The sequence below is a fragment of the Aeromonas enteropelogenes genome (assembly GCF_000819845.1).
Lineage (GTDB): Bacteria > Pseudomonadota > Gammaproteobacteria > Enterobacterales > Aeromonadaceae > Aeromonas > Aeromonas enteropelogenes.
On the sequence record NZ_CDCG01000038.1, the window covers coordinates 39011 to 64104 of the forward strand.

Sequence of the window (25094 nt, forward strand, 5' to 3'; positions counted from 1 at the left end):
GCTTGCTGTCGTCTCACCTTGCTCAAAGCTGACCCTATGCTGGCCCCGTCAATCACCACAAGGAGTGCAAGATGATCGTCAGGAAGTTGAGATTGCAGCGGGGCTGGTCACAGGAGCAGTTGGCGACCTTCTCCGGCTTGAGTGTCCGCACCATCCAGCGGATTGAGCAGGGGCAGCAGCCCGGACTGGAATCCCTCAAGGCCCTGGCCGCCGTCTTTGAACTCGATGTGGCTCAACTGGATGGAGTACAGCAACAGGAGCGCGAGATGAAAGGCAGCGAGACGAGGGAACGGGATTGGGGGCAGGTATCGGCCGAGGAGCGGGCGGCGATGAGCTATGTGGAGGATCTCAGAGGCTTCTACTACCACATCGCCAGCTATCTGGTGGTGATCGGCGGGCTGTTTGTCATCAACTACCTGAGCAACCCGGATTATATCTGGGCCTGGTGGGCGGCGCTGGGTTGGGGGCTGGGGCTGATCTCTCACGCCATCAACCTGTTCCAGCCCTTCAAGTTGTTTGGCCCGGAGTGGGAGCGGCGCCAGATAGAGAAACGGCTGGGGCGCAAGTTGTAACCCGCCTGACAATAAAAAGCCCGACTATCAGTCGGGCTTTTTCATGCAGCCAGTATGGGCTGCGATCAGCTCGCATGCACCGGGCAGGGGGTGGCGATCAGGGCATCATCCTCGTAGCGCCACAGGGTGAGGCTGTTGCCCCAGACGCAGCCGGTGTCGAGTGCCTTGATATCCTGCTTGTCGGTCTTGCCCATCAGGGCTGCCCAGTGGCCGAACACCAGGATGGGATCATCCACATGGTGCTCGCGCTGTTCGAACCAGGGGCGCAGGCCCGGGGTCGATTCGCTGGGACCCTTCTTGCATTTGAAGTCGAGCCGGCCGTCGAAGTAGCAAAAGCGCATCCGGGTGAAGGTGTTGATGATGTAGCGGTAGCGCTCGATCCCTACCAGATCGTCCCGCCAGCAGTCGGGCTGGTCGCCATACATGTTGTGCAGCAGCCAGCTGTACTGGTCACCGCGCAGCAGGCTCTCCACCTCGCGGGCACAGTTGCGGGCGGTGCGGGCATCCCAGGCCGGCGAGATGCCGGCATGCACCATCATGATCGGCAGATCTGGGTGTTCCGCCAGCAGCGGCCGGTGGCGCAGCCACTCCAGCAGATCGTCCCGATCCGGCGCCTCCATCAGGCTCTGCAACCGGTCTTTTTTCTTGAGCGGCGCGACGCCGTTGGCGACCGCCAGCAGGTGCAGGTCGTGGTTGCCGAGCACGGTGACGGCGCGGTTGCCCAGTCCCTTGACGAAGCGCAGGGTGTTGAGGGAGTCGGGGCCACGGGCGACCAGGTCGCCACAGAGCCAGAGTACGTCATGCGCGGGATCGAACCCAGCCAGATCCAGCAGACGGCGCAAGTCGTCGTAGCAGCCCTGGATATCGCCGACAAAACAGTTCGCCATGAAACCTCAGTTGATAATATTGGGGATGGCCAGCGTGAAGGGGGCGATGGGCGCCTCAAATTGCTGACCAGAGCCATCTTGCAGGGTATAACGTCCTTCCATCACCCCGAGCGGGGTCGCCAGCGGGACGCCGCTCTGGTAGCGGTAGGTCTCCCCTTCGGCGATCACGGGCTGTTCCCCGACCACGCCCGGACCTTCGACTTCCAGCATCTTGCCATTGGCATCCGTAATGAGCCAACGCCGGTGCAGCAACTGCACCGGGCCGGGACCCAGATTCTCGATTTCAATGAGATAGTGAAACTGGTATGGGTCTTTGGAGTCCGCCACATAACTGGGGTAGGGGCGGATCACGATGCGCGGGGTGGTCACGGGATCAGGCCTTTGGCTGATCCGCCAGCCAGTTGGCGATCATGACAAATTGCTCCAGGGTGAGGTTTTCGGGGCGCAGGTTGCCATCGATACCAAGCTCGGTCAGCTGGGCGTCGGTGATGAAGTTGGAGAAGCTGTTGCGAATGGTCTTGCGACGCTGGCCGAAGCCCTCAGTGCAGACGCGATTCAGGCAGCGGATGTCTTTCGCGACTATGGTCGGGTTCTTGTGCGGCACCAGACGCACCACGGCGGAGTCCACCTTGGGCGCCGGCTTGAAGGCGCCCGGGCCCACTTCCAGCACCGGGATCACCTGGCAGTAGTACTGGGTCATCACGCTCAGACGGCCGTAGGCCTTGCTGCCGGGACCGGCTGCCAGACGAAGAACCACTTCCTTTTGCAGCATGAAGTGCATGTCCTCCACCCGATTGGCGAACTCGCACAGGTGGAAGATGAGCGGGGTGGAGATGTTGTAGGGCAGGTTGCCAAAGATGCGCAGCGGCCCCTTGCCTTCACCCATCAGGGTGCTGAAGTCAAAACGCATGGCGTCGGCTTCGATGACGGTGAGCTTGTCCTTCAGGGTCGGGTGCTCGCGCAGGCGGGCCGCCAGATCCCGGTCCAGCTCGACCACGGTCATTTTGTCCATCTGGGCGGCAACCGGCTCGGTCAGCGCGGCCAGACCCGGGCCGATCTCCACCAGGTTCTGGCCCGGCTGCGGATTGATGGCGGCCACGATCTGGTCGATCACGTAGCGATCGTGCAAGAAGTTCTGACCGAAACGCTTACGGGCCGTGTGGCCCATGTGCACCTTACTGCTCATATCTTTTTTTCTCTACCATCTTGATGGCGTGGTTAATCGCGGTGGTAAGGCTACCGGGATCGGCCAGGCCTTTGCCTGCCAGATCCAGTGCGGTGCCGTGATCCACCGAAGTGCGGATGAAAGGGAGTCCAAGGGTGATATTGACCGAACTGCCGAAGCCCTTGTATTTGAGCACGGGCAGTCCCTGGTCGTGGTACATGGCGAGTACCGCATCCGCATCCTTGAGGTATTTCTCCTGGAACAGGGTGTCGGCCGGCAATGGGCCGACCAGATCGATTCCCTCCTGGCGTAACGTGGCCAGGGCGGGTTCGATCACGTCAATTTCTTCACGACCGAGATGGCCCCCTTCCCCGGCGTGGGGATTGAGGCCGCAGACGTAAATGCGCGGTTTGGCGACGCCAAACTTGGCCTTGAGATCCGCATCCAGGATACGGATCACCTTGCCGAGGCGATCCTCGGTGATGGCCTTCGCCACATAGGCCAGGGGGATGTGAGTGGTTGCAAGCGCCACCCGCAGCCCCTCGGTTGCCAGCAGCATCACTACGTCGGCGGTGTTGGATTGCTGGGCGAAGAACTCGGTGTGGCCGCTAAACGATACGCCGGCCTGGTTGATGATCCCCTTGTGCACGGGTCCGGTCACCACGGCGGCAAACTCACCGCTCATGTTGCCGTCGCAGGCGCGCTGCAGGGTGGCCAGCACATAGGCGCCGTTGCCTTCGTCGAGCTCTCCGGGCACCACGGCGGCGCCGAGAGAGACGGGGCTGACTGTCAGGGTGCCGGCCCGCTGCGGATGCGCGGGCGCGGCGGGATCGTAGGGCTCAAGCTCGATGGGCAGACCCAGCAGGGCGGCGCGTTCATGCAGCAGCGCCGGATCGGCGATCACCACCAGCTGGTGGGGCCAATCCTGCTGGGCTATCTGCAACACAAGATCCGGACCAACCCCGGCCGGTTCACCCGGGGTCACGGCAAGGCGACGACAACGCATCAGCTGCTGGCGCCTTCGATCTGGATGTAAGCCTCGTCACGCAGCTCGTCCAGCCACGCCTGGGACTCTTCCACGAAGCGGCGGTTGTAGATCAGCTGATAGGCGCGCTGTTCCTGGGCCTTGTCGGTGGCATCCTGGCTGCGACGATCTTCCAGCTGGACAATGTGCCAGCCGTGAGAGCTGCGGAACGGGGCACTGATCTGGCCCGGTTGCAGGCGGTTGACCATGTCGCGGAACTCGGGCACGTAGACGTTGGGATCGGACCAGCCCAGTTCGCCACCCTGCACCGCAGAACCCGGGTCTTCGGAGTATTTCTCCGCCATGCTGGCGAAGCTCGCCTTGCCACTCTTGATATCGTGCAAGATGCCGTCCAGCATGCCCTTGGCTTTCTCTTCGCTCAGGATGATGGAGGGCTTGATCAGGATGTGACGGGCTTTCACCTCGGTCTGCATCACCTGCTGCTGACCCTTGGTGTCGAATACCTTGATGATGTGCAGGCCGGCACCGGAGCGCAGCGGACCGACGATGTCGCCCTTGGTCGCGCCCTGAACCGCTTCGGCCATCAGGGTCGGCATCTCCTGCGGGCTCATCCAGCCCCAGTCACCCCCTTCCAGCGCCTTGGGTCCGTTGCTCTCGGCAATGGCCAGCTTGCGGAAATCAGCCCCCTGTTTGAGCGCGGCCAGAATGCCCTCAATCTTGCTCTTGGCGGCATCCAGCTGAGCTGCGGAAGGGTTGTCAGGCAGGGCAATCTGGATATGACCGAGGTGATACTCGTTCTGCTGCTGGCCCTGTTTTTTCAGGATGTCGACTACCTGTTTCACTTCCTGCTCGGAGATGTTGATGCGACGGCGCACCTGGTTGCGGCGTACCTCGTTCATCAGGATCTCGCGACGCACCTCTTCCCGGTACTGGGCATAGCTCATGCCTTCGCGTGCGAGCTGGGCACGCAGCTGATCCAGGGTCATCTTGTTGTCGGCGGCGATCCCCTGGATGGCTTGTTCCAGCTGGGTATCACTGATCTTCAGGCCCTGGCGCTCGGCCAGTTGCAGTTGCAGGCTCTCCTGGATCAGGCGATCCAGCGCCTGTTTGCGCAGGGTGGCGTCGTCAGGCAGAGACTGGCCGCTCTCCTGGGCGGAGATTTTGACCTTGTTGACCAGGGCATCCTGTTGGCTGGCAAGTACCACGTCCTTGTTGACCACGGCCAGAACCTTGTCCATCAGCTCGGGGGCCGCCATGGCGGCCTGGCTCATGGCGCCGAACATTCCCGCGGTCAGCAGGGCTATCAGGGTCTTTTTCATATCCATCTCTCAAGGCTGGACCAGCATCATTGCTGGTCTTTCAGATTAAACGGGCGAACATAGGGCAACAGTTCGGTATCCATCGTGACACTGCGGCCACCGGTACCGACACTGCCGAGCCCCTTCATCTCGAACTGCAGACCGATCGATTTCTCCGAAGTGGGTCTCAGGGTGACGTTGTCAGGCTGGTTGTGCCACTCCAGGCTCAGGTTGATGCTCCAGCAGCAGGAGTCGTATTTGACACCGATCTTGCGGTCAATGTTCACATCCTGCTTGATATCGCGATAGTAGCCGCCGTAAACCTGCCACTGATCGGCAATCGGCGCCATCATTACCAGACCTGCCTGGCTAAGGTCCTCTGCCAGGGCGGCGTTGGCCGGGTAGCGGTAATCCCGGTTGCCATCCTGAATAAAGCGGTAGTTGAGCTGGGTAACCAGCTTGTCATGACGGTATTCCACGGCACCATTGCCTGAACTGAACGCACCCTCCTCGGTATCGTACTGGGCGCCAGCGTGGGCGAACCACTGATCCGTGATCCGGGCATCCCCCTCAAAGGAGAGCAGAGAACGAGCGTTGGTGCTCTCGGGATCCGAGGAATAGAGACGAACCTTGGGAGAGGTCAGCTCGAACGCCTGGGCGACGGAGAGACGCAGCCGCTCATCCCCGACGTTGTCATAGATCCGGCTGGTGAGACCAGCGCTGATCCGGTTGGCATCGCTGATCCTGTCAAGACCGGCGTAACGGCGATCGCTGAACAGGCTGTAGTAGTCCTGTCGGGTAGTAGTGGAGTCGTAGACCCCGATATCGTCCTGGTTCTCGTAGGGGATGTAAAGATACTGGAACTCGGGTTCCAGGGTCTGGGTTCCCTTGCCGTCAAACCAGTCGACCGAGCGATCGAAGTTAAGGCCACCCTTGAGGCGGAAAGAGGGCAGCAGACGATTGATGGTGCCATCCTTGAGGGTCAGCTTGCCAGTCTCGGCATCGGTGAAGCGAGCGCGATCCGTACCGACCAGGGTGTCTGGTACCTCCTGGTTGTAGGAGGTAAACATCAGCTTGTACTGGCTGGTGAGGTAGTAACCGGGGGCATCCACCAGGGGAACCGTCAGGGTCGGTGCCATGTGTAAACGGGTTGCGGTATAGCGCTCTCCCGACTGATAGCTGCTGGCATTGCCGCTGTCATAACCAAACTTGGTCAGCTCGCTGTTCCAGGCCAGATCGAACCAGTTGCCCTGGCGGTAGTAGTTGTAGTCGATGCGCGGCAGCATCTCGTGCGGCAGCAGCGCATAGGGACTCAGGATCTGGTAGCGGCGAACCTCGGAGGTGAGGTTCCAGTTCTCCTGGTAGTAACCGGCGGTAAAGGATTGCTGCAACTGGTCATCAATCTGGGTGCCCACCTGGGGGCTGAAGTCGTTGAAGTAGTTGTAGTCCCTGTCCCGCACCTTGGTGTAGTCGAGCCCGAAGCGCAGGGAACCGTCCATCAGGCTGGAACCGTGGCGAACGTTCAGCAGATAGCGGTGGCCGTCAGACAAACCGGCCAGGCTGGGGTTGCTTGGGCTGTACTGTTTGTCATCCGCCAGGTTTTCGAAATAGAGGGTGCCGACGTGGGCGGGGTCCGGCATGTAGCGGAACTCCACCTGTTCCATCAGGCCGCGCTTGTCCATGAAGCGGGAGGTGATGGTGGCGTCATAATTGGGGGCAATGTTCCAGTAGAAGGGCTGGGTGATCTCCATGCCGTTGCCGGAGCTCTGCTTGTAACCCGGATAGAGCAGACCCGTCTTGCGTTCATCCTTGATGGGGAAGTTGATGTACGGGAAATAGAACACCGGATAATCATAGAGCCAGAGGCTGGCGTTCCAGGCTTCACCGAACACCTCCTTCTGATCGATGTCGATGCTGCCCGCCTTGAGGGTCCACACCTCCTGACCGGGGGGGCAGGTGGTGTATTGGGCGCCCTCCATGGTGATGTTCTGGTTGTTGTTGGTCATGGTGACCCGTTTGGCAAAGCCGCGCACCGGTGAGCCATGAACCTGATACTTGCCCTCTTCCAGTTCGGAATTCTTGGTATCCAGGTTGGACTTGAGGGTCTTGTCGCTGGTGACGGTCACCTGACCGTCGTTGTAATAGATGTTGCCGATGGCGATGACATCCCGGCTCTTCTGATCGAGCTGGGCATAGTCGGAGTCAAACTTGCGAACCCCCTGACGCACCTTGACGTCCCCTTCATAGACGGCGGTGCCGCCCTGCTTGGCCTCAAGGCGATCGGCGTCGACCTCGACCGGCAGGGCATTGGCATCTTCTGCCGAAGAGGGCTTTTCGACCTTGGGGACATAGTCATAGCAGAGGCTGTCGAGAATACCGGTCGCAGGCGGCGGATTGAACGGGGCCGCCTGCACCATCATGGAGGTCAGGGCCGGTGCCAGGCTGATAGTCAGGGCGATGGGATAGCGGTATCCCAGTGTCCATTTTGTCATGTGAAAGACTCGTGCAATCCGTGATAGGTACGGTTGATCCAGGGCATGCATTTTACGACAGGTTTCATCGAGTTGACATTGCATGTCATTGCTTTATGTTAGCCGGCAATGATAAAGCATTATTGCGGCCAGGGCTAACAGCCAAGTGCTGCTTTCCACCTTGGTCCTCGACTTATGCACGATCGCGATTCCCTGCTTCTGCAGTGGGCACGCCGACTCTCCGGTGATGCCAGCCTCCATCTTACCCTTATTTCCGGCGATGCCAGTTTCCGCCGCTACTTTCGTGGCGGTGGCCTTATCTGGGTGGATGCCAATCCAAAAACCGAAAAAAATCATGAGTTTGTTCGCAATGCGGCGGCCTTGCGTGCGCGTCAGCTGCTGGCGCCCGAGGTCAAGGCAGTGGACTATGAACTCGGTCTGCTGGCGGTCACCGATCTGGGGGATACCCAGCTTATCAGTTGCCTGAATGCCGACAACGTACTGGCCTGGTATGACAAGGCCATCGGGCTGTTGCCCCGCCTTGGGGCTGTTGAGCTGGATCTGGAGCCCTTTGATGCCGCCTTTATGGCCAGGGAGAACAGCATCTTCCCCGAGTGGCTGCTGGGCCACCACCTTCAACTGACCCTGAGCGCGGCAGAACAACGGCTGCTCGACGATACCTTTGCCTGCCTGACCGCCAGCAACCTGGCCCAGCCGCAGGGAGTGATGCACCGGGATTTTCACAGCCGCAACCTGATGGTATGTGGTGGCAATACCCCCGAGAGCAGTGAGCTTGCCATCATCGATTTTCAGGACATGGTCATCGGCCCCCTTGGCTATGACCTGGTCTCCCTGCTCAAGGATTGCTACGTGCGCTGGCCGGACGAGGTGATCGAACAGGGGATGTGCCATGGTTTTGCGACCCTGCAGCAGGCGGGGCTGCTCGGCGATCTCGATTACGCCAGCTTCCGCCGCCATGCGGATCTCACCGGCATGCAGCGTCACCTGAAAGCCGCCGGCATCTTCACCCGACTCTATCATCGGGATGGCAAGTCAGGTTACCTCCAGGATATTCCCCGCACCCTGGGATATGTGGTGGATGTCTGCCAGCTGCACGGGGCCAGCGAGCCCGTGCTCGCCCGTTTTGGCGACTGGTTGCGGCAGGTGGTGCTGCCGGGACTTGCCCGGGTGGCGGAGGCGCAGGCATGAAGGCGATGATCCTGGCGGCAGGACGTGGCGAGCGGATGCGCCCGCTCACCGATACCCTGCCCAAGCCGCTGCTGGTAGTGGGGGGCAAGCCTCTCATCGTGCATCATATCGAAAAGCTTAAAGCTGCGGGGGTGGCCGAATTGGTCATCAACCACGCCTGGCTCGGCCACAAGCTGGTGGAGGCGTTGGGGGATGGCAGCCAGTTCGGGGTGACCATCCACTGGTCAGCAGAGGAGAGTGCGCTGGAGACCGCAGGGGGCATAGTGCAGGCACTGTCGCTGCTGGGCAGCGACCCCTTTCTAGTGATCAACGGGGATACCTGGCTCGATCTGGACTACCGTACCCTGGTGACCCAGTCTCTGGGTGAGGATCTGGCCCATCTCTGGCTGGTGCCCAATCCCCCCCAGCATCCCCAGGGGGATTTTTCCCTGCAAGAGGGGCGGGTGCTGGATATTCCCGGGTTTACCTTCAGTGGCGTCGGGCTCTATCATCCGGCAGCATTCTCCGGCCTGGCGAGCGGTGCGCGCAAGCTGGCTCCCCTGCTGCGGGAGTGGATGGCACAAGGGCGAGTGGGTGGTAGCCTGCTGGCCGGCGAGTGGCGTGATATAGGCACAGTCCCGCGACTGCGCGAGCTGGATGATCAGCTTCTGGCTCGCACTCATTAACATCAAGAGGTCTTGAACCATGCGTATTTGGGGTAAGGTGCTCGGCGCCTTCTTCGGTTTTCTGCTCGGCCACCTGATTGGTGCCCTCATCGGCCTCTGGATTGGCCACCGTTTCGATCGGGGCATGGGATTGCAAAGTGCGTTTCGCCGCGGGCCGACCCAGGAGCAGCAGGCGGTCTTCTTTCATGCCACTTTCGCCGTCATGGGGCACATTGCCAAGTCCAGCGGTCAGGTGACCGAGCAGGAGATCCGGGTGGCCTCCAACCTGATGGATCGGATGCGACTGGCAGGGGAGCAGCGAGCCCGCGCCCAGGAGTCGTTCCGTCAGGGCAAGGAGGCCGGTTTCCCGCTGCGTGAGACCCTGGCCGAGTTTCGTCGTGCCAGCCAGGGGCAGCGGGACATTCTGCGCTTCTTTCTGGAAGTACAGCTGCAGGCCGCGTTTGCCGATGGCCGGGTTGAGGATGGGGAACGTGCCATTCTGCACACCATCGCCGACGAGCTGGGTTTCAGCCGTATCGAGCTGGCCCGGATCCTGGCCATGGCCGAGGCGCAGATGAACTTCTTCAATCGCGCCCATGGCCAGTACCAGGGCGGCGGTGCGGGTGGCCAACAGTATCGTCAGGAGGCGCCGTCAGCCGATCGTCTCAAGGATGCTTATCAGCTGCTCGGGGTGAACGAGAGTGACAGCGATCAGGATATCAAGCGTGCCTATCGCAAGGAGATGAGCAAGCACCACCCCGACAAGCTGGCCGCCAAGGGGCTGCCACCCGAAATGATGGAGATGGCCAAGGAGAAGGCCCAGGAGATCCAGCAGGCCTGGGAGTGGATCCGCGAAGCCCGCGGCATTCGATGACCTGTTCTCGCCCATGACAAAAAAGCCCCGCATGATGCGGGGCTTTCTTGTTTATGGCTGGTGCCGTTTATTTGGCCGGGATCTGCTCCAGCACGCGAGTCAGCAGCTGCCAGAAGCGCTCGACCGCGACGATGTGCACCTTCTCGTCCGGGGAGTGGGCGCCGCGGATGGTCGGGCCGAAGGAGACCATGTCCCACTCGGGGTAGGCGCTCTTGAACAGACCGCACTCGAGGCCGGCGTGGATCACCATGATGTTGGGGCGGCTGCCGAACAGCTCCTCATAGGTGCCGCGCACCAGCTCCATCACCGGGGAGTTGACGTTCGGGGCCCAGCCCGGGTAGGCGCCGGTGAACTCGCAGCTGGCGCCGGCCAGGGTGAACAGGGAGCGGGTCATCTGCTCAATCTGGTCGCGGCCCGAGTCGATGAGGGAGCGGATCAGGCACTGGACGTACACTTCCCCGTCCAGGGTCTTGATGACGCCCAGGTTGGTGGAGGTCTCGACCACGCCGGTCATGCTGTCACTCATGCGCATCACGCCGTTCGGGCAGGCCATCAGGGCATCCAGCAGGCGATCGCGCAGGGAGGCGCTCATCACCTTGGCGGGGGCGGCAGTCTGGGTCAGCAGGAGGGTCAGGTGCGGTTCGGTGGCGGCCAGCTCGGTCTGGTAGATGCCGGTGAAGCGATCGACCAGGGCCTTGAACTCGGCGACGCTGGCGCCCGGCACCACCAGGGTGGCACGGGCCTCACGGGGGATGGCGTTGCGCAGGGTGCCGCCGTGGATCTCGGCGAGCTCCACGTTTAGGGCCTGGGCGGCCTTGAGCAGGCGCACCAGCAGCTTGTTGGCGTTGCCGCGGCCGCGGTGGATGTCACCGCCGGAGTGGCCGCCGACCAGCCCCTTCACCTGCAGCTCGAACGCCTCACCCGCCGGGGCAGCGGTCAGCTCGAGGGGGAAGCGAATGTTGGCGTCGACGCCACCGGCGCAGCCCATGTAGACCTCACCGTCCTCTTCGGAATCGGTGTTGATGAGGATCTCGCCCTCCAGCCAGCCGGCCTCGAGGCCGAAGGCGCCGGTCATGCCGGTCTCTTCGTCGGAGGTGAGCAGCACCTCCAGCGGGCCGTGTTTGAGGCTCTTGTCGGCCAGCACCGCCAGACAGGCGGCCATGCCGACGCCGTTGTCGGCGCCCAGGGTGGTGCCGCGGGCGGTGACCCACTCACCGTCCACGTAGGCATCGATGGGGTCTTTGGTGAAATCGTGAGGGGTATCGGCGTTGGCCTGGGGCACCATGTCGAGGTGCGCCTGCAGCACTACCGGCTTGCGGTTTTCCATGCCCGGGGTAGCGGGCTTCTTGATGAAGAGGTTGCCGACCTTGTCCTGCTTCACCGCCAGCCCTTCGGCGCTGGCCCACTCGGTGATCCAGCTGGCGAGCGCCTGCTCGTGCTTGGAGGGGTGGGGGATGGAGCAGATTTTCTCGAAGAAATGCCACACCAGGGTGGGAGAGAGGGAACTCAGTTGTGCCACGTCAGGACTCCTTACCAGCACGGAATAGTGAGAGGCCCCGTCAACGGGCCCGGGAAGTGGATAACGATAATACAGCCAATCGCAGAAAAATGTGAGCAGACAGCGTAAATCTCGGGTCGGTTATGCTGCTGGGAAAGGTTGTGGCAGGCAATGATCAGGTTCGAGGGGGTCTGGCTGGTGGAAAAGAAATTATGTGACACATCTCACAAAAAAGTTGAATTTATGGCGCCGACTGGTAAATTAGCCTCCGTGGTTCGCCACCCGTCAGGATGACGATGAAAGCCTCCAGGGAACCGAAGCAAAGACAAGTGCGCCTCCATGGAACCGAGTGTTCGTTCAAGGATTTGAGCCCGCATTAAAGGTACGTAACTTGTTAAGCAATCAGGAGTTTAAAGATGCCAGGCAGCAACTCAACCTATTGGTTCGCCCCGTCTCTCTATACCCAGGGTTTCAGCTACCCTAACCCCTTCGTCACCCGTCGCTAAGACGGTCTGTCCGAACAAACGGACAACCCGCCTGTGGCAAACAGGCATGACGAGAAAGCAGCAGGTGTGTGAGGTAAATCCTCCTCCCTGCTATTTTTTTATCTGCTGTTTGGCGTTGTGATGGATTTTGCGTCAACCGGACGGGTAGTCGCTTGGTCATTTGGCTCTTTATATGAGTCATCTGGGGATAATCTGGACGATCTTTCCTTCATTTGGCATACGTTTGCCAGTCATTTTATCTGCAAACGGTGCTATCATACCGGCCCAACAGCCTGTCCGCGGTGTTGGCACTCCATGCAACCGATCGCCGGATATGCCCATCTTGCTTCCACTGCCATAGATCCGCTGCCGAGGCTTAGCCCTGAGGCAGCCAAAGTGCAATCTGAATTCAGTCGAGCAAGGGCCGTCATTGCTTGGTTATCGGGAAAATGTCCCGGTTGCCGTCATTTTAAGTGATTGTTTTAAATAACTATTCGAGATCGATAACATGCCGAAGAAGTTTTATGTATCGTGGGACAACCTGCAACGTGAAGCGCGCCGTCTGGCCCGTCGTCAACTGCCAGTCAGCCAATGGAAAGGGATCATCGCGGTCAGCCGTGGCGGCCTGGTGCCCGCTGCCCTGATGGCCCGTGAACTCGGCATTCGCAACGTGGAAACCCTGTGCATCTCCAGCTATGACCATGACAACCAGCGCGAGCTGGTGGTGGTCAAGGCCGCGACCACCGCAGGGGATGGTGAAGGTTGGCTGGTGGTGGACGATCTGGTGGATACCGGTGGCACCGCCAAGGCGATCCGCGAGCTCTATCCGCGCGCCAAGTTCATCACCATCTTCGCCAAGCCGATGGGCGAGCCGCTGGTAGATGACTTCGAAGTTGCCATTCCGCAGGATACCTGGATTGAACAACCCTGGGACATGGCGCTGGAGTTCACCACGCCAATCTGCGACGAAAAATAACAGTTCACAGGGCTCCACTTCGGAGCCCTGTTTTTTTGTCTGTCAATTGGGCCCGGGGTGGCTGTGCGACAACAAATCTGGTTAAGATGAACCATTGCCTGATCATGAATGAGATTTTACCTTGGACTTGAACGACGACCTCAACCTGACCGACCGACTGTTTACCCGCGTCAAGAAGGTATTGGAGACTTCCGAGATATCCAATACCAGTCCGGCGGCGGAAGAGGGCGAGTCAGAGGAGATGTTTATCGATGGCTCCCTGTCAAATCGCTGGTATCGTCTGCTGCGACGCCCTTCCTGGGCCTGGCAGGGCGCCGATCCGGTCGAAGTGGAGCAGACCCTGGCGCGCATCGCCATGGCGACCGGGGAGCGAACCCATGATTGCTACCTCGATACCATCAAGGGTTATGTGCCGGGCAACTGGATCTATGAGTGGAGCCAGGTGGCCGGCACCTACTTCAAACGGGGACGCGAACTGCGCGAGCAGGGAGATTCGGCGGCCGCGCTGAAGCAACTGCTCAAGGCGGTGCGCTACTACTCCATCGCCAGCTACCCCCACCTCAAGAATGACGAGCTGGCGGATCAAGCCCAGCTTTTAGGCAACATGGCCTATCGCGAGGCGGGCCGGCTGTTCAAGGTGCCGCTCAAAGAGATTCAGGTGCCGTTTCGCGGCAAGCATATCCAGGGCTATCTGCACCTGCCGACTACCGACAAGCCGGTGCCTTTGGTGATCATCAGCGGTGGAATCGACTCCCTGCAGCTCGATTTCCTCGCCTTTTATCTCAAGCGGCTGGAACCCAACGGCATCGGCATGCTCTCGCTGGACATGCCGGGGATCGGCTATGCCGAACATTGGCCGTTGGTGCAGGACACCAGTCGCCTCCATCAGGCGGTGCTGCAGTATCTCTCCGAGGTGGCCTGGGTCGATCACCAGCGCATCGCCATGGTAGGCATGCGCCTTGCAGGGAATATTGCTGCGCGTTTGGCCTTCATCGAGCCTTTCAAGCTGCGTACCGTGGTGTGCGTGGGGGCGGGGGTCAATCAGGTATTCACCAGTCCTGAACTTTTTGCAAAATGCCCTCGCATGATGCGAGACAGCCTGGCCAACCGGCTGGGAGAGGATGCAGCCCAGTGGGATACCATGCGCACCAAGTGCCAGGTATTTTCACTCAAAACGCAAGGATTGCTGGGGACTCGCACCTCGGTGCCGATATTAAGTATCGGGCACAAGAAAGATTTCATCTGTCCCGAGAGCGATGTCCGGGCATTGGCGGCGGCCAGCCGCAATGGCAAGGCGGTCGTGTTCGACAAGCAACCCTTGCTGGAGGTGTATGACCAAGCCATGGAGGAGATTGTCGAGTGGTTGAAACGACATCTGTGTGTCTGATGTCGCGCTAAAAATCTGATGCCATCACAAGGTGGCGCGGCTTGTTTAACAGGGAGGTTAACATGTCTGAAAGAGTGACCTACAAGCGACTGCTGAGGCAATTCGCTGCCATAGGCCCATATCTGCGCGAGGATTTGTGTGAAGAGGGGCGTTACCGTTTCGATTGTCTGTCCGTCTGTGTCAGCGCCAAGCCGGCACCGGACAAGCGGGAGTTCTGGGGCTGGTGGCTGGTACTGGAGCAGGATGACCATCACTTCCGTTATCACTATCAGCTCGGTTTCTACGATGCAGACGGGGTGTGGCTCGACAAACCCGTCCCCAAGAAACACCAGGCAGAAGTGGAACGGACCCTCAATCACTTCTACAAGCTTCTGGTGGACAGATTGACTGTGCTTGAGTGCCACCTGGCGCCAGCTGAGCAGGTAACCAACGAACTGGCGGTCACCGCCGCCTGATCCCCGATACCCTGCGAGGGACTCACTCCCTCGCAGGGTTATTCTTGTTCTCCCCTTCGCGGATTTTCGCCCCTTCTTCCGACGTTAATTGCCTTGCAGGGCCTGATGGCCGTGGGTATAAAGGGATTCCTTACTTTTTAGCCTTTATGCTCCCATGGAAAACAGAACCATAGTCGTCAAGTTGGGCACCAGCGTGCTCACAGGGGGGTCTTCCCAGCTCAATCGTGCCCATATGGTCGAGCTGGTCAGACAGTGTGCGGCCTTGCACCGTCACGGCCATCGCGTCGTCGTCGTCACCTCGGGGGCCATTGCCGCCGGGCGTGAGCACCTGGGGCACCCGCCACTGGCGCCAACCCTGCCCAACAAGCAGATGCTGGCAGCGATAGGCCAGACCCAGCTGATCCGGGTATGGCAGGATCTGTTCAACCTCTACGGTCTGCATATCGGCCAGATGCTGCTGACCCGCGCCGATCTCGAGGATCGCGAACGCTACCTCAATGCCCGCGACACCCTGCGTACTCTGCTCGATCACCGCATCATTCCGGTCATCAACGAGAACGACGCCGTGGCCACCGCCGAGATCAAGGTGGGGGACAACGACAACCTCTCGGCTCGTGCTGCCATCCTGGCCGATGCGGATCTGCTGATCCTGCTTACCGACCAGAAGGGGCTGTTTACCGCCGATCCGCGCACCAACCCGGATGCCCAGCTGATCGAAGAGGTGCAGACCATAGACGACACCCTGCGCAAGCTGGCGGGCGGCAGTGTCAGCGGCCTTGGCACCGGCGGCATGGCCACCAAGCTGCAGGCGGCCGACGTGGCCCGTCGTGCCGGTATCGACGTGGTGATCGCCACTGGCCAGGTGCCGGAGGTAGTGGGGCGCCTGGCCAAGGGCGAGCGTATCGGCACCCGTTTCCCGGCCCTGGCCACGCCGCTGGAAGGGCGCAAGAGCTGGATCCTGGCAGGCCCCCCTCCCCACGGCGAAGTGCATGTGGATCAGGGGGCCGTGGCCGCCATGCAGGAGAAAGGCTCCAGCCTGCTGCCCAAGGGGATCGTCGCGGTCAAGGGGGATTTCGTGCGCGGCGACGTGGTGCGTATCCTGGGACCCAAGGGCGCCGAGCTGGCGCGCGGCATCTGCCGTTACAACCATCAGGAGCTCGACAAGCTGCAGGGCGTCCATTCGGACCAGATTGAACAGGTATTGGGTTACGGCTATGGCGCCGTGGCCATTCATCGGGATGATATGGTGCTGCTGTGATCGCAGCATCGGCATGAACAGAAGGGAACAGTCATGAGTCTGGAAAAAATGGGGCAGGCGGCCCGTGAGGCCGCCTATCAGCTGGCCACCGTCAGCACGGCGCAGAAGAATCGGGCGCTGGCTGCCATCGCCGACGAACTGGAGGCTCGAAGCGCCCAGATCCTGGCTGCCAACGAGAAAGACATCGCCGCTGGGCGTGAGGCCGGACTGTCGGAGGCCATGCTGGATCGGCTGTTGCTCAATCCGGCCCGGCTGGCGGGAATCGTGGCGGATGTGCGCAAGGTGATCACCCTGGATGATCCCGTGGGGGCCGAGATCGACAGCCGGGTACTGGAGAACGGCCTGAGGCTCTCCCGCCGCCGGGTGCCCATCGGCGTCATCGGCGTGATTTACGAGGCGCGCCCCAACGTCACCATCGATATCGCCAGCCTCTGCCTCAAGACTGGCAACGCCAGCATACTGCGCGGCGGCCGCGAGACCTTCCACTCCAACCTGGAGCTGGTGCGGGTGATCCAGAGCGCGCTGGCCGCCTCAGGTTTGCCCGAGGCGGCGGTGCAGTACATCGACAACCCGGACAGGGCTCTGGTCGGTGAGCTGCTGCGCCTCGACCGCTACGTGGACATGATCATTCCCCGCGGCGGCGCCGGGCTGCACAAGATGTGCAAGGAGAACAGCTCCATCCCAGTCATCATCGGCGGATTCGGCATCAGCCATATTTTCGTGGACGAGAGTGCCGATCTGGCGCGTGCCTTGCCCCTCATCGACAACGCCAAGGTGCAGCGCCCCTCCGCCTGCAACGCCCTCGATACTCTGCTGGTGCACGAGAAGATTGCCGAGCGTCTGTTGCCTCAGCTGGTGAGCCTGATGAACGAGCGCAAGGTGGCGCTGGTGGCCACCCCGGAGGCCATGCCCCTGCTGGCCGGTGCCGAGCAACTGCGCGCAGCGGGTGCCGAGGACTTTGATACCGAATGGCTGTCGCTGACGCTAGGGATCAAGCTGGTGGCGGACGTCAACGAGGCGCTGGCCCATATGCGCGAGCACAATGCCGGCCACTCGGATGCCATCCTCACCAACGATCTGGCCAATGCCGAGCGTTTCGTCAATGGCGCTGGTTCGGCAGCGGTTTATGTCAACGCTTCTACCCGTTTCACCGACGGCGGCCAGTTTGGTCTGGGGGCCGAGGTGGCGGTGTCGACCCAGATGCTGCACGCCCGTGGTCCCATGGGGCTCACTGAGCTCACCAGCTACAAGTGGGTGGGCCAGGCGGACTATCTGAGCCGCGCCTGATGTGCCTTGGCGCCAGAGATGAAAATGCCGACCCCGGGGGTCGGCATTTTGTTTTTTGAAGGTTCCCGGCATCGCGCCTGGGTACTTATTCCTGGGGATCCCGCTCGATCACGATGTTGGAGAAGCCCAGCTCCTTGAAGTAGTTCTCGCGGTAATCCTTCACGCTCTTCTTGTCGCGCCGGCACACCTGGGCCAGCTGAGCCTCCATGGCATGGAAGCTGGCGAGGTCGATCCCTTCGGCGGCGGCCACGGCATCATAGATGCTGTTGAACTTGTCGTTGGCGTAGCCGATCTCCCTGGCCTGCTTCTTGTAGGTGTAAGTAATCTTGAACGCCATGGCGTTATTCCTTTGATTTGGCTTGCTTGCGCTGAACGTAGAGGTAGAGGCTCTCTACCTTTTCCCGTGCCCAGGGGGTCTTGCGCAAAAACTTCAGGCTGGACTTGATGCTGGGCTCATGGGTAAAGCAGCGGATGTTGATCTGCCGGCCCAGCTCTTCCCAGCCGTAGTGGGCCACCAGGGCAGTGACGATGGCTTCCAGCGTCAGCCCGTGCAGCGGATTGTTCTTCTGCGAAGAGGCGGGCTGTTCGCTCATGCTTGCTCCGCCAGCTTGGCAAAGGGTTGACCCATGCGGGTGGTGACCCCGTTGGCCAGATGCGGCTCGAAACCGGCCAGCATGCCCGGGCCAAACAGACAGACGACTGTGCTGCCGAGCTTGAACAGACCCATCTCGGCACCTTTTTGCAAGGTGATGGCCTCATCGCCTGTGTAGTCCCAGCGCACCACCTTCTTCTCTTTGGTCGGCGCTATGTTGCCGGCCCAGATGGTCTCGATGCTGGCCACGATAGTGGCACCGACCAGCACCAGCGCCATGGGGCCATGCGGGGTGCGGAAGGTGGCCACCACCCGTTCGTTGCGGGCAAACAGGTTGGGCACGTTTTCGGCGGTGAGCGGGTTGACCGAGAAGAGATCCCCCGGCACGAACACCATGCTCTCTAGCACGCCATCCAGCGGCATGTGGATGCGGTGGTAATCCTTGGGCGCCAGATAGATGGTAGCGAAGTCGCCATCCTTGAACGGCGCCACCAGATCCTCATAGCCGCCCAGCAACTCGCGGGCGCTGTAGTCGTGGCCCTTGGCCTGGATGATACGGCCTTGGCTGATGGGGCCGAGCTGGCTGACGGTGCCATCCACCGGCAGGGCCAGGGTCATGGCGTCTTCCACCAGGGGGCGAATACCGGGCTTGAGCTCGCGGGTGAAGAACTCGTTGAAGCTCTTGTAGTGGGCAGGGCTCTCGTGCAGCGCCTCGCTCATGTCGACCTGGTACTGCTTGATAAAGGCCTCGATCACCCTGGTGGTGAGGTTGCCCGCTTCGGCGGCGGCCAGCTTGCCCACCAGGCGGGAGAGGGCGTGTTTGGGCAGGCAGTATTGACCGGCAATTTTCAGGTTGTCAGTAATGCTCATGTTCATCATCAACGTAGGTTAAACAGGGTCACAGGCGTGCCTGTTGGCGACCGTGACGGGCTTCCTGCATGGTTTCCAGGATGCGGTGATAGTTGTGGAAGCGATCGGCGCTGATGGCGCCCGCTTCGACCGCGGCGCGCAGGGCGCAGCCGGGATCGTCCTTGTGGGTACAGTCGCGGAACTTGCAACCGCCCAGATAGTCGCGGAACTCGACGAAGCACCAGGTGATGCGGTCGGCTTCCAGATGCCAGAGGGCGAACTCGCGGATCCCGGGGGAGTCGATGAGATCGCCACCGCTCGGGAAGTGGTAGAGCCGCGCCGTGGTGGTGGTGTGCTGGCCGAGCCCCGAGTTTTCGGAGATCTCGCCGGTGAGCACATCCAGCCCCGGCATCAGGGCGTTGGTGAGCGACGACTTGCCGACCCCGGACTGGCCGACGAAGATACTGATCTTGTCGGTCAGGGCGGCTTTCAGCTCATCGAGCCCTTCGCCGCTCTCGCAGCTCACCAGCAGCACCTCGTAATTGAGCTTGCGGTAGGTTTCGAGCTGGCGCTCGATGCGGGCGCGGGCGGCATCATCGAGCATGTCGACTTTGTTCAGCACGATGAGGGGGCGGATCTCCACATCCTCGGCGGCCACCAGATAGCGGTCGACGATGTTGGTGGAGAACTCGGGCATCACCGCCGAGACGATGATGATCTGGTCGATGTTGGCGGCGATGGGTTTGACCCCGTCGTAGAAGTCCGGGCGGGTCAGCACCGAGTGACGCGGGTGCACCGCTTCGATGACGCCGGCGGTCGCGGCATTTAGGCCGGGACGCCACACCACCTTGTCGCCGCACACCAGGCTGCTGATGCTGCTGCGCCGCAGGTTGCTGCGGTGGATGGTGCCATCGCTCGCTTCGACGTCTGCGTGCTGACCAAAACGGCTGATCACCACCCCTTCGATGGCCGGCCCGAACAGGGTGTCATCCACCTCTGTGGTGTGCTCTTTTTGCAGCCGCCGCTCGCGGTTGGCCTGGACGCGCCTTTGTTGACCCAGATTGAGTTTTGCTTTCTTTGCCACTCGATTCGCCAGTTTATGAACAGATCCAAAGCCAGTATGATACATGCAAATTGGCAAAATTCCGCCATTCCTCCCAATAGAGAGAGCAATCATGACAGTCAGCGCGCAGAACCTGGTATGGATCGACATGGAGATGACGGGCCTCGACCCTGAAGAAAACGTGGTACTGGAGATCGCCACCATCGTCACCGACAAGGACCTGAACGTGCTGGCCGAAGGGCCGGTCATCGCCATCCACCAGAGCGACGAAGAGCTGGCCAAGATGGACGACTGGAACGTCAATACCCACACCAAGAGCGGTCTGGTGGCCCGGGTGAAGGCGAGCCAGCACGACGAGGCGGCAGCCGTCGCCGAGACCCTCGACTTCATTCGCCAGTGGGTGCCGGAGCGCACCAGTCCGCTGTGCGGCAACAGCATAGGCCAGGATCGCCGCTTCATGGTCAAGCACATGGGCGAGCTGGAAGCCTTCTTCCACTATCGCAACGTGGATGTCAGCACCATCAAGGAGCTGGTGCGCCGCTGGCAGCCCGAGCTGCTGGAGCAGTTCACGAAGAGCGGCTCCCACCAGGCGCTGGACGACATCCGCGAATCCATTGCCGAGCTGCAGTTTTACCGCAGTCACGTCTTCAAGATCTGATTCCCCGGCAAGGGTTTGTCATGGTCTGGCTGCTAAAATCGACAGTTCGGCCAGCTTTTGAGCGAACGTGCGCAACCAGACAAAAAAGCCCTTGCAATTGGAATGACTGCTCTTATAATTCGGCTCCCGTACAGTAGCGCAAGCAACCAAATGCTGTACGGCCTGTTTTAAGGCAGTTGCGGGAATAGCTCAGTTGGTAGAGCACGACCTTGCCAAGGTCGGGGTCGCGAGTTCGAGTCTCGTTTCCCGCTCCAAAATCTGATGATGACACTGGTGTAAACCAGCCCGATGCGGGAATAGCTCAGTTGGTAGAGCACGACCTTGCCAAGGTCGGGGTCGCGAGTTCGAGTCTCGTTTCCCGCTCCAATCATCAGCCAGCCTCAAGACAATCTAATGTTGCGGGAATAGCTCAGTTGGTAGAGCACGACCTTGCCAAGGTCGGGGTCGCGAGTTCGAGTCTCGTTTCCCGCTCCAAAAATTTGTAAGTGATATTCCGATGCGGGAATAGCTCAGTTGGTAGAGCACGACCTTGCCAAGGTCGGGGTCGCGAGTTCGAGTCTCGTTTCCCGCTCCAATCACTTGCAGATGACATTCTGTTGCGGGAATAGCTCAGTTGGTAGAGCACGACCTTGCCAAGGTCGGGGTCGCGAGTTCGAGTCTCGTTTCCCGCTCCAAAAAATTTGTAAGTGACATTCCGTTGCGGGAATAGCTCAGTTGGTAGAGCACGACCTTGCCAAGGTCGGGGTCGCGAGTTCGAGTCTCGTTTCCCGCTCCAATCACTTGCAAATGACATCCTGTTGCGGGAATAGCTCAGTTGGTAGAGCACGACCTTGCCAAGGTCGGGGTCGCGAGTTCGAGTCTCGTTTCCCGCTCCAATCTCTCCTCGAAGTCTTGTCACTCCTTCTGATTTATCAATGACATCGCGCTGCGATGATTTTTCGTATCTGGCATTTGCCCAGATCGGCTTTCCCGTTTTTTGCAAACCGGGTTTGTACGTGGCTGGTCGTAGGGTACGGGATCATGACCCGTGGCGGGGGAGCGGAAAACGACGGGCAAAAAAATAGGAGGGGCGGCGGCTCCTCCTACGGGTTCGCTGGCACGGGCTTAGATAACGGTGACGTTCTCGGCCTGCGGGCCTTTCTTGCCCTGGGTCACAGTGAACTGGACTTTTTGACCTTCAGCCAGGGTCTTGAAACCCGCGCTCTGGATGGAGGAGAAGTGAACGAATACGTCCGGACCCTGGGATTGCTCGATAAAGCCAAAACCCTTGGTTTCGTTGAACCATTTGACCTGGCCGGTGCGAATGTCAGACATGTGCTAAATCCTATCTATAACAATATGAAACTAAGCCCGGTGGGGCTGCATTTGCCTTGTTGCAGGGGTTGGCTCATGACTGACCACGTCTCATTGTCCCAGTAGCACGCAGAACAATCCCTGTCTAAAGCAAAAACGATTGTACGTTAGCACCTACCCTTGTCAATTTTGCCCCTTTCGTTTTTTGAACAAGCTAAAAATATTGTGAAGTCAGCAGCTTATTTGAGGGAAAACGGCATAAAAAAACGGGAGGCCTGGCCTCCCGCTTCTCTTACTCCTTGAGGGCGAACCCCTCGCCCTGCCGATCGTAGCGATAGATGGCCTGGCCGTAGGAGCGAATTTCCACCCGCTGGATGCGACGATTTTCGTCCACCAGGATGAAGACCGATTTGCCGGATTGCAGCCGGGTCAGCGGACGATCCGGCCCTTCGATGGCGATGAGGCGACTCAGTTCCACCCCCGGCAGCTCGAATTTACGGAAGATGGAGTAGAGGGTCTCGCCAGCCTGCACTTCGTGCTGCAACCAGGTACCGTTGACCTTTTCTTCCACCGCCGGTTTGGCGGCAACTGCCGCAGAGGTGCTGCCGACAGTCAGTGCCTGGCTGGGTACGGCAAGGGGAATATCGAGTGAACCTGATGGGGCCACCGTTGGTGCACTGGGGGCCGGCTCCCAGGCCAGCACCAGCAACCAGAGCGGGGTCAGGATCAGCAGCCCTATGGTGTTTTTGCGGGGCAGCGGGCTGCTCAGTTTGAACCTGGTGGCCTTGGGCTCCTGGCTACGTTGGCCGAAGCGGCTCATACCCTGACCGATGCGCTGGCGCAGGGGCAGGGTTGCGGCATTGATACGATGGAGCAGGGATCCTTGTGATTCGTCTTGGCGACGCTGCTGGGCTCGTCTGTTATGGCCACGTGGGCGACGGTCCGGGGTGGGCACGGCATTTACCTCTCACTACATTGCCTGCCATCAGGCAAATACGATGCCTATGGTAAACGGACTCGCCCCCGAGGGGGAGAGTCCGTGAGAGGAAAATTATCAGCTGAGACGAAATTGTCCCAACAATTGCTGCAATCGCTCTGCGGCCTGACGCAGAGCCTGACTGGCTTTGGCCGTTTCGGTCGCATCCAGGGCGATGTCGTTGGCCAGTGCGTTGGTTTTTGACAGATTGCCGGAGACGGTCTCGGAAACCGAGCTCTGCTCCTCGGCGGCAGAGGCGATCTGGTAGGTCATGTCGTTGATGGTGGAGATGGCCTGATAGATGCTGCCAAGTGCCTCTTCCGCCAGATCCGCCTCGCCTACCGCCTGGTGGGTCAGCTGCTGGCTCTGGTTGATGGCGTTGACCGCGTTGGCCGAGCTGTGGCGGATCTTCTCGATCAGCTCCTGGGTGTTCTGCACCGCCTGCTGGGTGTTGCCTGCCAGCTTGCGTACCTCGTCGGCCACCACTGCAAAGCCGCGGCCCTGCTCGCCGGCGCGCGCCGCCTCGATGGCGGCGTTGAGCGCCAGCAGGTTGGTCTGGTCGGCAATGCCCTGAATGACGGTGAGGATGCTGGTGATCTGCTCGCTGTCGTGGGCCAGCCCTTCCACTACCTCGGCCCCTTTCCCGGCCTCTGCTGCAACCTTGTGCATCGACTGGATCACCTGCTGGAAGCGTACCTTGCCCTGATCTGCCGCACTCTGGGCCTGCTTGGCCGAGTCTGCGGTGTTGTTAGCGTGGGTGGCCACCTCCTGGCTGACGTAGGACATCTCCTGCACTGCGGTCAGCATCTGTTCCATCTCTGCCTGATGATGCTGCAGGTTGTTGTCGGTCTGGCCGGCGATGCGGTCGGTATCACCGGCGTGACGGTTCACCTCGCTGGCGGTTTTCAGCACGTCTCCCAGCAGCACCTGCAGCTTGTCGATGAAACGGTTGATGCCCTTGGCCAGATCCCCCAGCTCGTCCACCGAGCGGGTGGTGAGGCGCTTGGTGAGATCCCCTTCGCCGTCGGCGATGTCATCCACCAGGCTGACCATCTGACGGATGGGGCCCGTGATGCTGCGAGCGATCACCAGCATGGTGGCCAGCGCCAGCACCAGCACGATGAGCGCACCCACCAGCTGTTGGGTCATGGCGGCCCGGTTCATATCGTTGAGTTGGGCTTCCAGCTGATCGGCGCCCGCCAGCACCACCTTGTAGGGCAGGGTGACGATGATGGCCCAGTTGCGGGCCATGCCCGGCACCATGATGGGCACCGAGATCCGGAATGAATCGTTCAGCTCCTGACGCTGAACCTCCGGCTTCAGATATTGTTGCCACTGCTGACCGAGCACTTTGTCGGCCCGCCCACCCAGCAAGCTGGCATCCCCGCTGGTGCCGGTGATGACGCCGGCGGCGCTGACGATCAGGGTCTCGCCCTTGCCCTCATAGATGTTGCTGTTAAGGGTCTTGGCCTGGCGGCTGATGGAGTCTACCGCCAGATCCAGTGCGGCGATCCCCTTGAACTGGCCACCCACCATGATGGGGGTGGTGATGGTACTGACCAGCACCTGCTGGCCGTTGATGTCCACCTTGAAGGGATCGATGAGACAGGAGCGTCCCTCCCGTTTCGGACAGGAGTAGTAGTCGTTGGCCGGATTGCCGAACTCGTCGGGGTCGGTTTTCTCGATGGAGAGCAGCAGATCCGTGCCGATCTGATCCTTGTCACGATAGAAGTAGGGAACGAAGCGACCCTTGTCGTCACTGCCGAGCGCGCTCTGGCCGGCGAAGCTGGCGTCCTGGCCATCGAAGCCGTTCGGTTCGAAGCCGGCAAAGGCGCCATAGAGTTGCGGCTCGAGTGCGAGCTGGGCCTTGAGCAGATCGGTGGCCTGCTGGCGAGTCAGAGGCAGCTTGCCTTCCTGCTGCAGGGCGAGGGCGCTGGCCATCTGCTGGGTATAGGAGAGCCCCTTTTGCAGCAACTGGGTGATGGCGGCTGCTTCGGCACGGGCGTTGGCGCTGACTTTCTGCCAGGCCTCCTGTTGCAGGGCGGCGCGGCTGGAGCTGATGGTCAGCTGTTGGGTCTGCTGACCCGAGTAGTGGTTGAGCAGGATCAGGATCACCAGGGCGGTGGTCATGGCGATCCCGGCCATTACCAGAATACGATTCTGGATAGAACGAAACTGCATCGTGCGTTCCTTGTGACGTGGAAAGTTGTTT

24 protein-coding genes and 7 tRNA genes are annotated in these 25094 nt (G+C 60.6%); 17 read left to right on the top strand and 14 right to left on the bottom strand.

Features of this window, described 5'->3' with window-relative positions; genetic code table 11:
- The first annotated feature begins 71 nt into the window (after nt 1-71).
- Complete coding sequence (locus BN1123_RS16030) at nt 72-572, top strand: 2TM domain-containing protein (protein WP_042028262.1); 501 nt, start codon at nt 72-74, stop codon at nt 570-572.
- A 65-nt stretch (nt 573-637) separates the two neighbouring features.
- Here the strand turns inward: BN1123_RS16030 and BN1123_RS16035 are convergent, their stop codons facing one another.
- Genes BN1123_RS16035 through lptD form a run of 6 tightly spaced genes read right to left on the bottom strand, consistent with a single transcriptional unit; the run spans nt 638 to nt 7399 of the window.
- Nucleotides 638-1459, bottom strand: a complete 822-nt coding sequence (locus BN1123_RS16035) for a symmetrical bis(5'-nucleosyl)-tetraphosphatase (protein WP_042028263.1) — start codon at nt 1457-1459, stop codon at nt 638-640.
- A gap of 6 nt (nt 1460-1465) precedes the next feature.
- Entirely contained in the window at nt 1466-1828 is a 363-nt protein-coding gene (gene apaG, locus BN1123_RS16040; RefSeq protein WP_026458356.1) for a Co2+/Mg2+ efflux protein ApaG, read from the bottom strand.
- A 4-nt stretch (nt 1829-1832) separates the two neighbouring features.
- Complete coding sequence (gene rsmA, locus BN1123_RS16045; RefSeq protein ID WP_042028264.1) at nt 1833-2645, bottom strand: 16S rRNA (adenine(1518)-N(6)/adenine(1519)-N(6))-dimethyltransferase RsmA; 813 nt, start codon at nt 2643-2645, stop codon at nt 1833-1835.
- Nucleotides 2635-3630, bottom strand: coding sequence for a 4-hydroxythreonine-4-phosphate dehydrogenase PdxA (gene pdxA, locus BN1123_RS16050; RefSeq protein WP_042028265.1), 996 nt, complete (start codon nt 3628-3630; stop codon nt 2635-2637). The genes rsmA and pdxA overlap by 11 nt, the downstream gene beginning before the upstream one ends.
- Nucleotides 3630-4928: a peptidylprolyl isomerase SurA gene (surA, locus tag BN1123_RS16055; protein ID WP_042028374.1), complete on the bottom strand. Its 1299-nt coding sequence runs from the start codon at nt 4926-4928 to the stop codon at nt 3630-3632. Before surA ends, pdxA begins: the two co-directional genes overlap by 1 nt.
- Nucleotides 4929-4954: 26 nt before the next feature.
- Nucleotides 4955-7399 carry an LPS assembly protein LptD gene (gene lptD / locus BN1123_RS16060; RefSeq protein WP_042028266.1) on the bottom strand — a complete coding sequence of 815 codons (2445 nt, stop codon included), beginning with the start codon at nt 7397-7399 and terminating at the stop codon, nt 4955-4957.
- A gap of 174 nt (nt 7400-7573) precedes the next feature.
- Between lptD and BN1123_RS16065 the strand changes: the two genes are divergently transcribed.
- Genes BN1123_RS16065 through djlA form a run of 3 tightly spaced genes read left to right on the top strand, consistent with a single transcriptional unit; the run spans nt 7574 to nt 10105 of the window.
- Nucleotides 7574-8587: an aminoglycoside phosphotransferase family protein gene (locus BN1123_RS16065; protein ID WP_042028268.1), complete on the top strand. Its 1014-nt coding sequence runs from the start codon at nt 7574-7576 to the stop codon at nt 8585-8587.
- Nucleotides 8584-9252, top strand: coding sequence for an N-acetylmuramate alpha-1-phosphate uridylyltransferase MurU (gene murU, locus BN1123_RS16070; protein WP_042028269.1), 669 nt, complete (start codon nt 8584-8586; stop codon nt 9250-9252). Before BN1123_RS16065 ends, murU begins: the two co-directional genes overlap by 4 nt.
- A 19-nt stretch (nt 9253-9271) precedes the next feature.
- Nucleotides 9272-10105, top strand: a complete 834-nt coding sequence (gene djlA / locus BN1123_RS16075) for a co-chaperone DjlA (RefSeq protein WP_042028270.1) — start codon at nt 9272-9274, stop codon at nt 10103-10105.
- A gap of 67 nt (nt 10106-10172) precedes the next feature.
- On the opposite strand, the gene BN1123_RS16080 is transcribed toward djlA, so the two are convergent.
- Nucleotides 10173-11624 carry an aminoacyl-histidine dipeptidase gene (locus tag BN1123_RS16080; protein WP_042028271.1) on the bottom strand — a complete coding sequence of 484 codons (1452 nt, stop codon included), beginning with the start codon at nt 11622-11624 and terminating at the stop codon, nt 10173-10175.
- A gap of 972 nt (nt 11625-12596) precedes the next feature.
- Between BN1123_RS16080 and gpt the strand changes: the two genes are divergently transcribed.
- The 5 genes from gpt (at nt 12597) to BN1123_RS16105 (ending at nt 17451) form a co-directional block, all read left to right on the top strand.
- Nucleotides 12597-13064 (top strand): xanthine phosphoribosyltransferase, encoded by a 468-nt coding sequence (gene gpt / locus BN1123_RS16085; protein WP_026457557.1) that lies wholly within the window; start codon nt 12597-12599, stop codon nt 13062-13064.
- Between the two features lie 121 nt (nt 13065-13185).
- Nucleotides 13186-14451, top strand: a complete 1266-nt coding sequence (frsA, locus tag BN1123_RS16090) for an esterase FrsA (protein ID WP_026457558.1) — start codon at nt 13186-13188, stop codon at nt 14449-14451.
- Nucleotides 14452-14513: 62 nt separating this feature from the next.
- A complete protein-coding gene (gene crl, locus BN1123_RS16095; protein WP_026457559.1) occupies nt 14514-14906 on the top strand; it encodes a sigma factor-binding protein Crl in 393 nt (130 codons plus the stop codon).
- Between the two features lie 154 nt (nt 14907-15060).
- On the top strand, nt 15061-16164 hold the full coding sequence (gene proB / locus BN1123_RS16100) for a glutamate 5-kinase (RefSeq protein ID WP_042028272.1): 1104 nt from the start codon (nt 15061-15063) through the stop codon (nt 16162-16164).
- 33 nt (nt 16165-16197) lie between these two features.
- Nucleotides 16198-17451, top strand: a complete 1254-nt coding sequence (locus BN1123_RS16105; protein WP_042028273.1) for a glutamate-5-semialdehyde dehydrogenase — start codon at nt 16198-16200, stop codon at nt 17449-17451.
- Nucleotides 17452-17536: 85 nt separating this feature from the next.
- On the opposite strand, the gene BN1123_RS16110 is transcribed toward BN1123_RS16105, so the two are convergent.
- The 4 genes from BN1123_RS16110 to rsgA are packed head-to-tail and all read right to left on the bottom strand — an operon-like array spanning nt 17537 to nt 19976.
- Nucleotides 17537-17788, bottom strand: coding sequence for a DUF2960 domain-containing protein (locus BN1123_RS16110; protein WP_042028274.1), 252 nt, complete (start codon nt 17786-17788; stop codon nt 17537-17539).
- Nucleotides 17789-17792: 4 nt separating this feature from the next.
- A complete protein-coding gene (locus tag BN1123_RS16115) occupies nt 17793-18044 on the bottom strand; it encodes a VF530 family protein (protein ID WP_042028275.1) in 252 nt (83 codons plus the stop codon).
- Entirely contained in the window at nt 18041-18913 is an 873-nt protein-coding gene (asd, locus tag BN1123_RS16120; RefSeq protein WP_010633008.1) for an archaetidylserine decarboxylase, read from the bottom strand. The genes BN1123_RS16115 and asd overlap by 4 nt, the downstream gene beginning before the upstream one ends.
- Nucleotides 18914-18941: 28 nt before the next feature.
- Nucleotides 18942-19976 carry a small ribosomal subunit biogenesis GTPase RsgA gene (rsgA, locus tag BN1123_RS16125; RefSeq protein WP_041202860.1) on the bottom strand — a complete coding sequence of 345 codons (1035 nt, stop codon included), beginning with the start codon at nt 19974-19976 and terminating at the stop codon, nt 18942-18944.
- A 91-nt stretch (nt 19977-20067) separates the two neighbouring features.
- Between rsgA and orn the strand changes: the two genes are divergently transcribed.
- From orn to BN1123_RS16165, 8 genes are all read left to right on the top strand, one after another.
- A complete protein-coding gene (gene orn, locus BN1123_RS16130; protein WP_042028277.1) occupies nt 20068-20613 on the top strand; it encodes an oligoribonuclease in 546 nt (181 codons plus the stop codon).
- 178 nt (nt 20614-20791) lie between these two features.
- Nucleotides 20792-20867 (top strand) — tRNA-Gly (locus BN1123_RS16135).
- A gap of 36 nt (nt 20868-20903) precedes the next feature.
- Nucleotides 20904-20979, top strand: a tRNA-Gly gene (locus tag BN1123_RS16140).
- A gap of 32 nt (nt 20980-21011) precedes the next feature.
- A tRNA-Gly gene (locus tag BN1123_RS16145) sits at nt 21012-21087 on the top strand.
- 24 nt (nt 21088-21111) lie between these two features.
- Nucleotides 21112-21187, top strand: a tRNA-Gly gene (locus tag BN1123_RS16150).
- Between the two features lie 24 nt (nt 21188-21211).
- Nucleotides 21212-21287 (top strand) — tRNA-Gly (locus tag BN1123_RS16155).
- Nucleotides 21288-21312: 25 nt separating this feature from the next.
- Nucleotides 21313-21388, top strand: a tRNA-Gly gene (locus tag BN1123_RS16160).
- A 24-nt stretch (nt 21389-21412) separates the two neighbouring features.
- A tRNA-Gly gene (locus BN1123_RS16165) sits at nt 21413-21488 on the top strand.
- A gap of 229 nt (nt 21489-21717) precedes the next feature.
- Here BN1123_RS16165 and BN1123_RS16170 read toward each other — a convergent pair.
- The 3 genes from BN1123_RS16170 to BN1123_RS16180 form a co-directional block, all read right to left on the bottom strand.
- Nucleotides 21718-21927: a cold-shock protein gene (locus tag BN1123_RS16170; RefSeq protein ID WP_005297820.1), complete on the bottom strand. Its 210-nt coding sequence runs from the start codon at nt 21925-21927 to the stop codon at nt 21718-21720.
- 271 nt (nt 21928-22198) lie between these two features.
- On the bottom strand, nt 22199-22861 hold the full coding sequence (locus tag BN1123_RS16175; protein ID WP_042028278.1) for a LysM-like peptidoglycan-binding domain-containing protein: 663 nt from the start codon (nt 22859-22861) through the stop codon (nt 22199-22201).
- 99 nt (nt 22862-22960) lie between these two features.
- Entirely contained in the window at nt 22961-25063 is a 2103-nt protein-coding gene (locus tag BN1123_RS16180; RefSeq protein ID WP_042028279.1) for a methyl-accepting chemotaxis protein, read from the bottom strand.
- Nucleotides 25064-25094 lie beyond the last annotated feature (31 nt).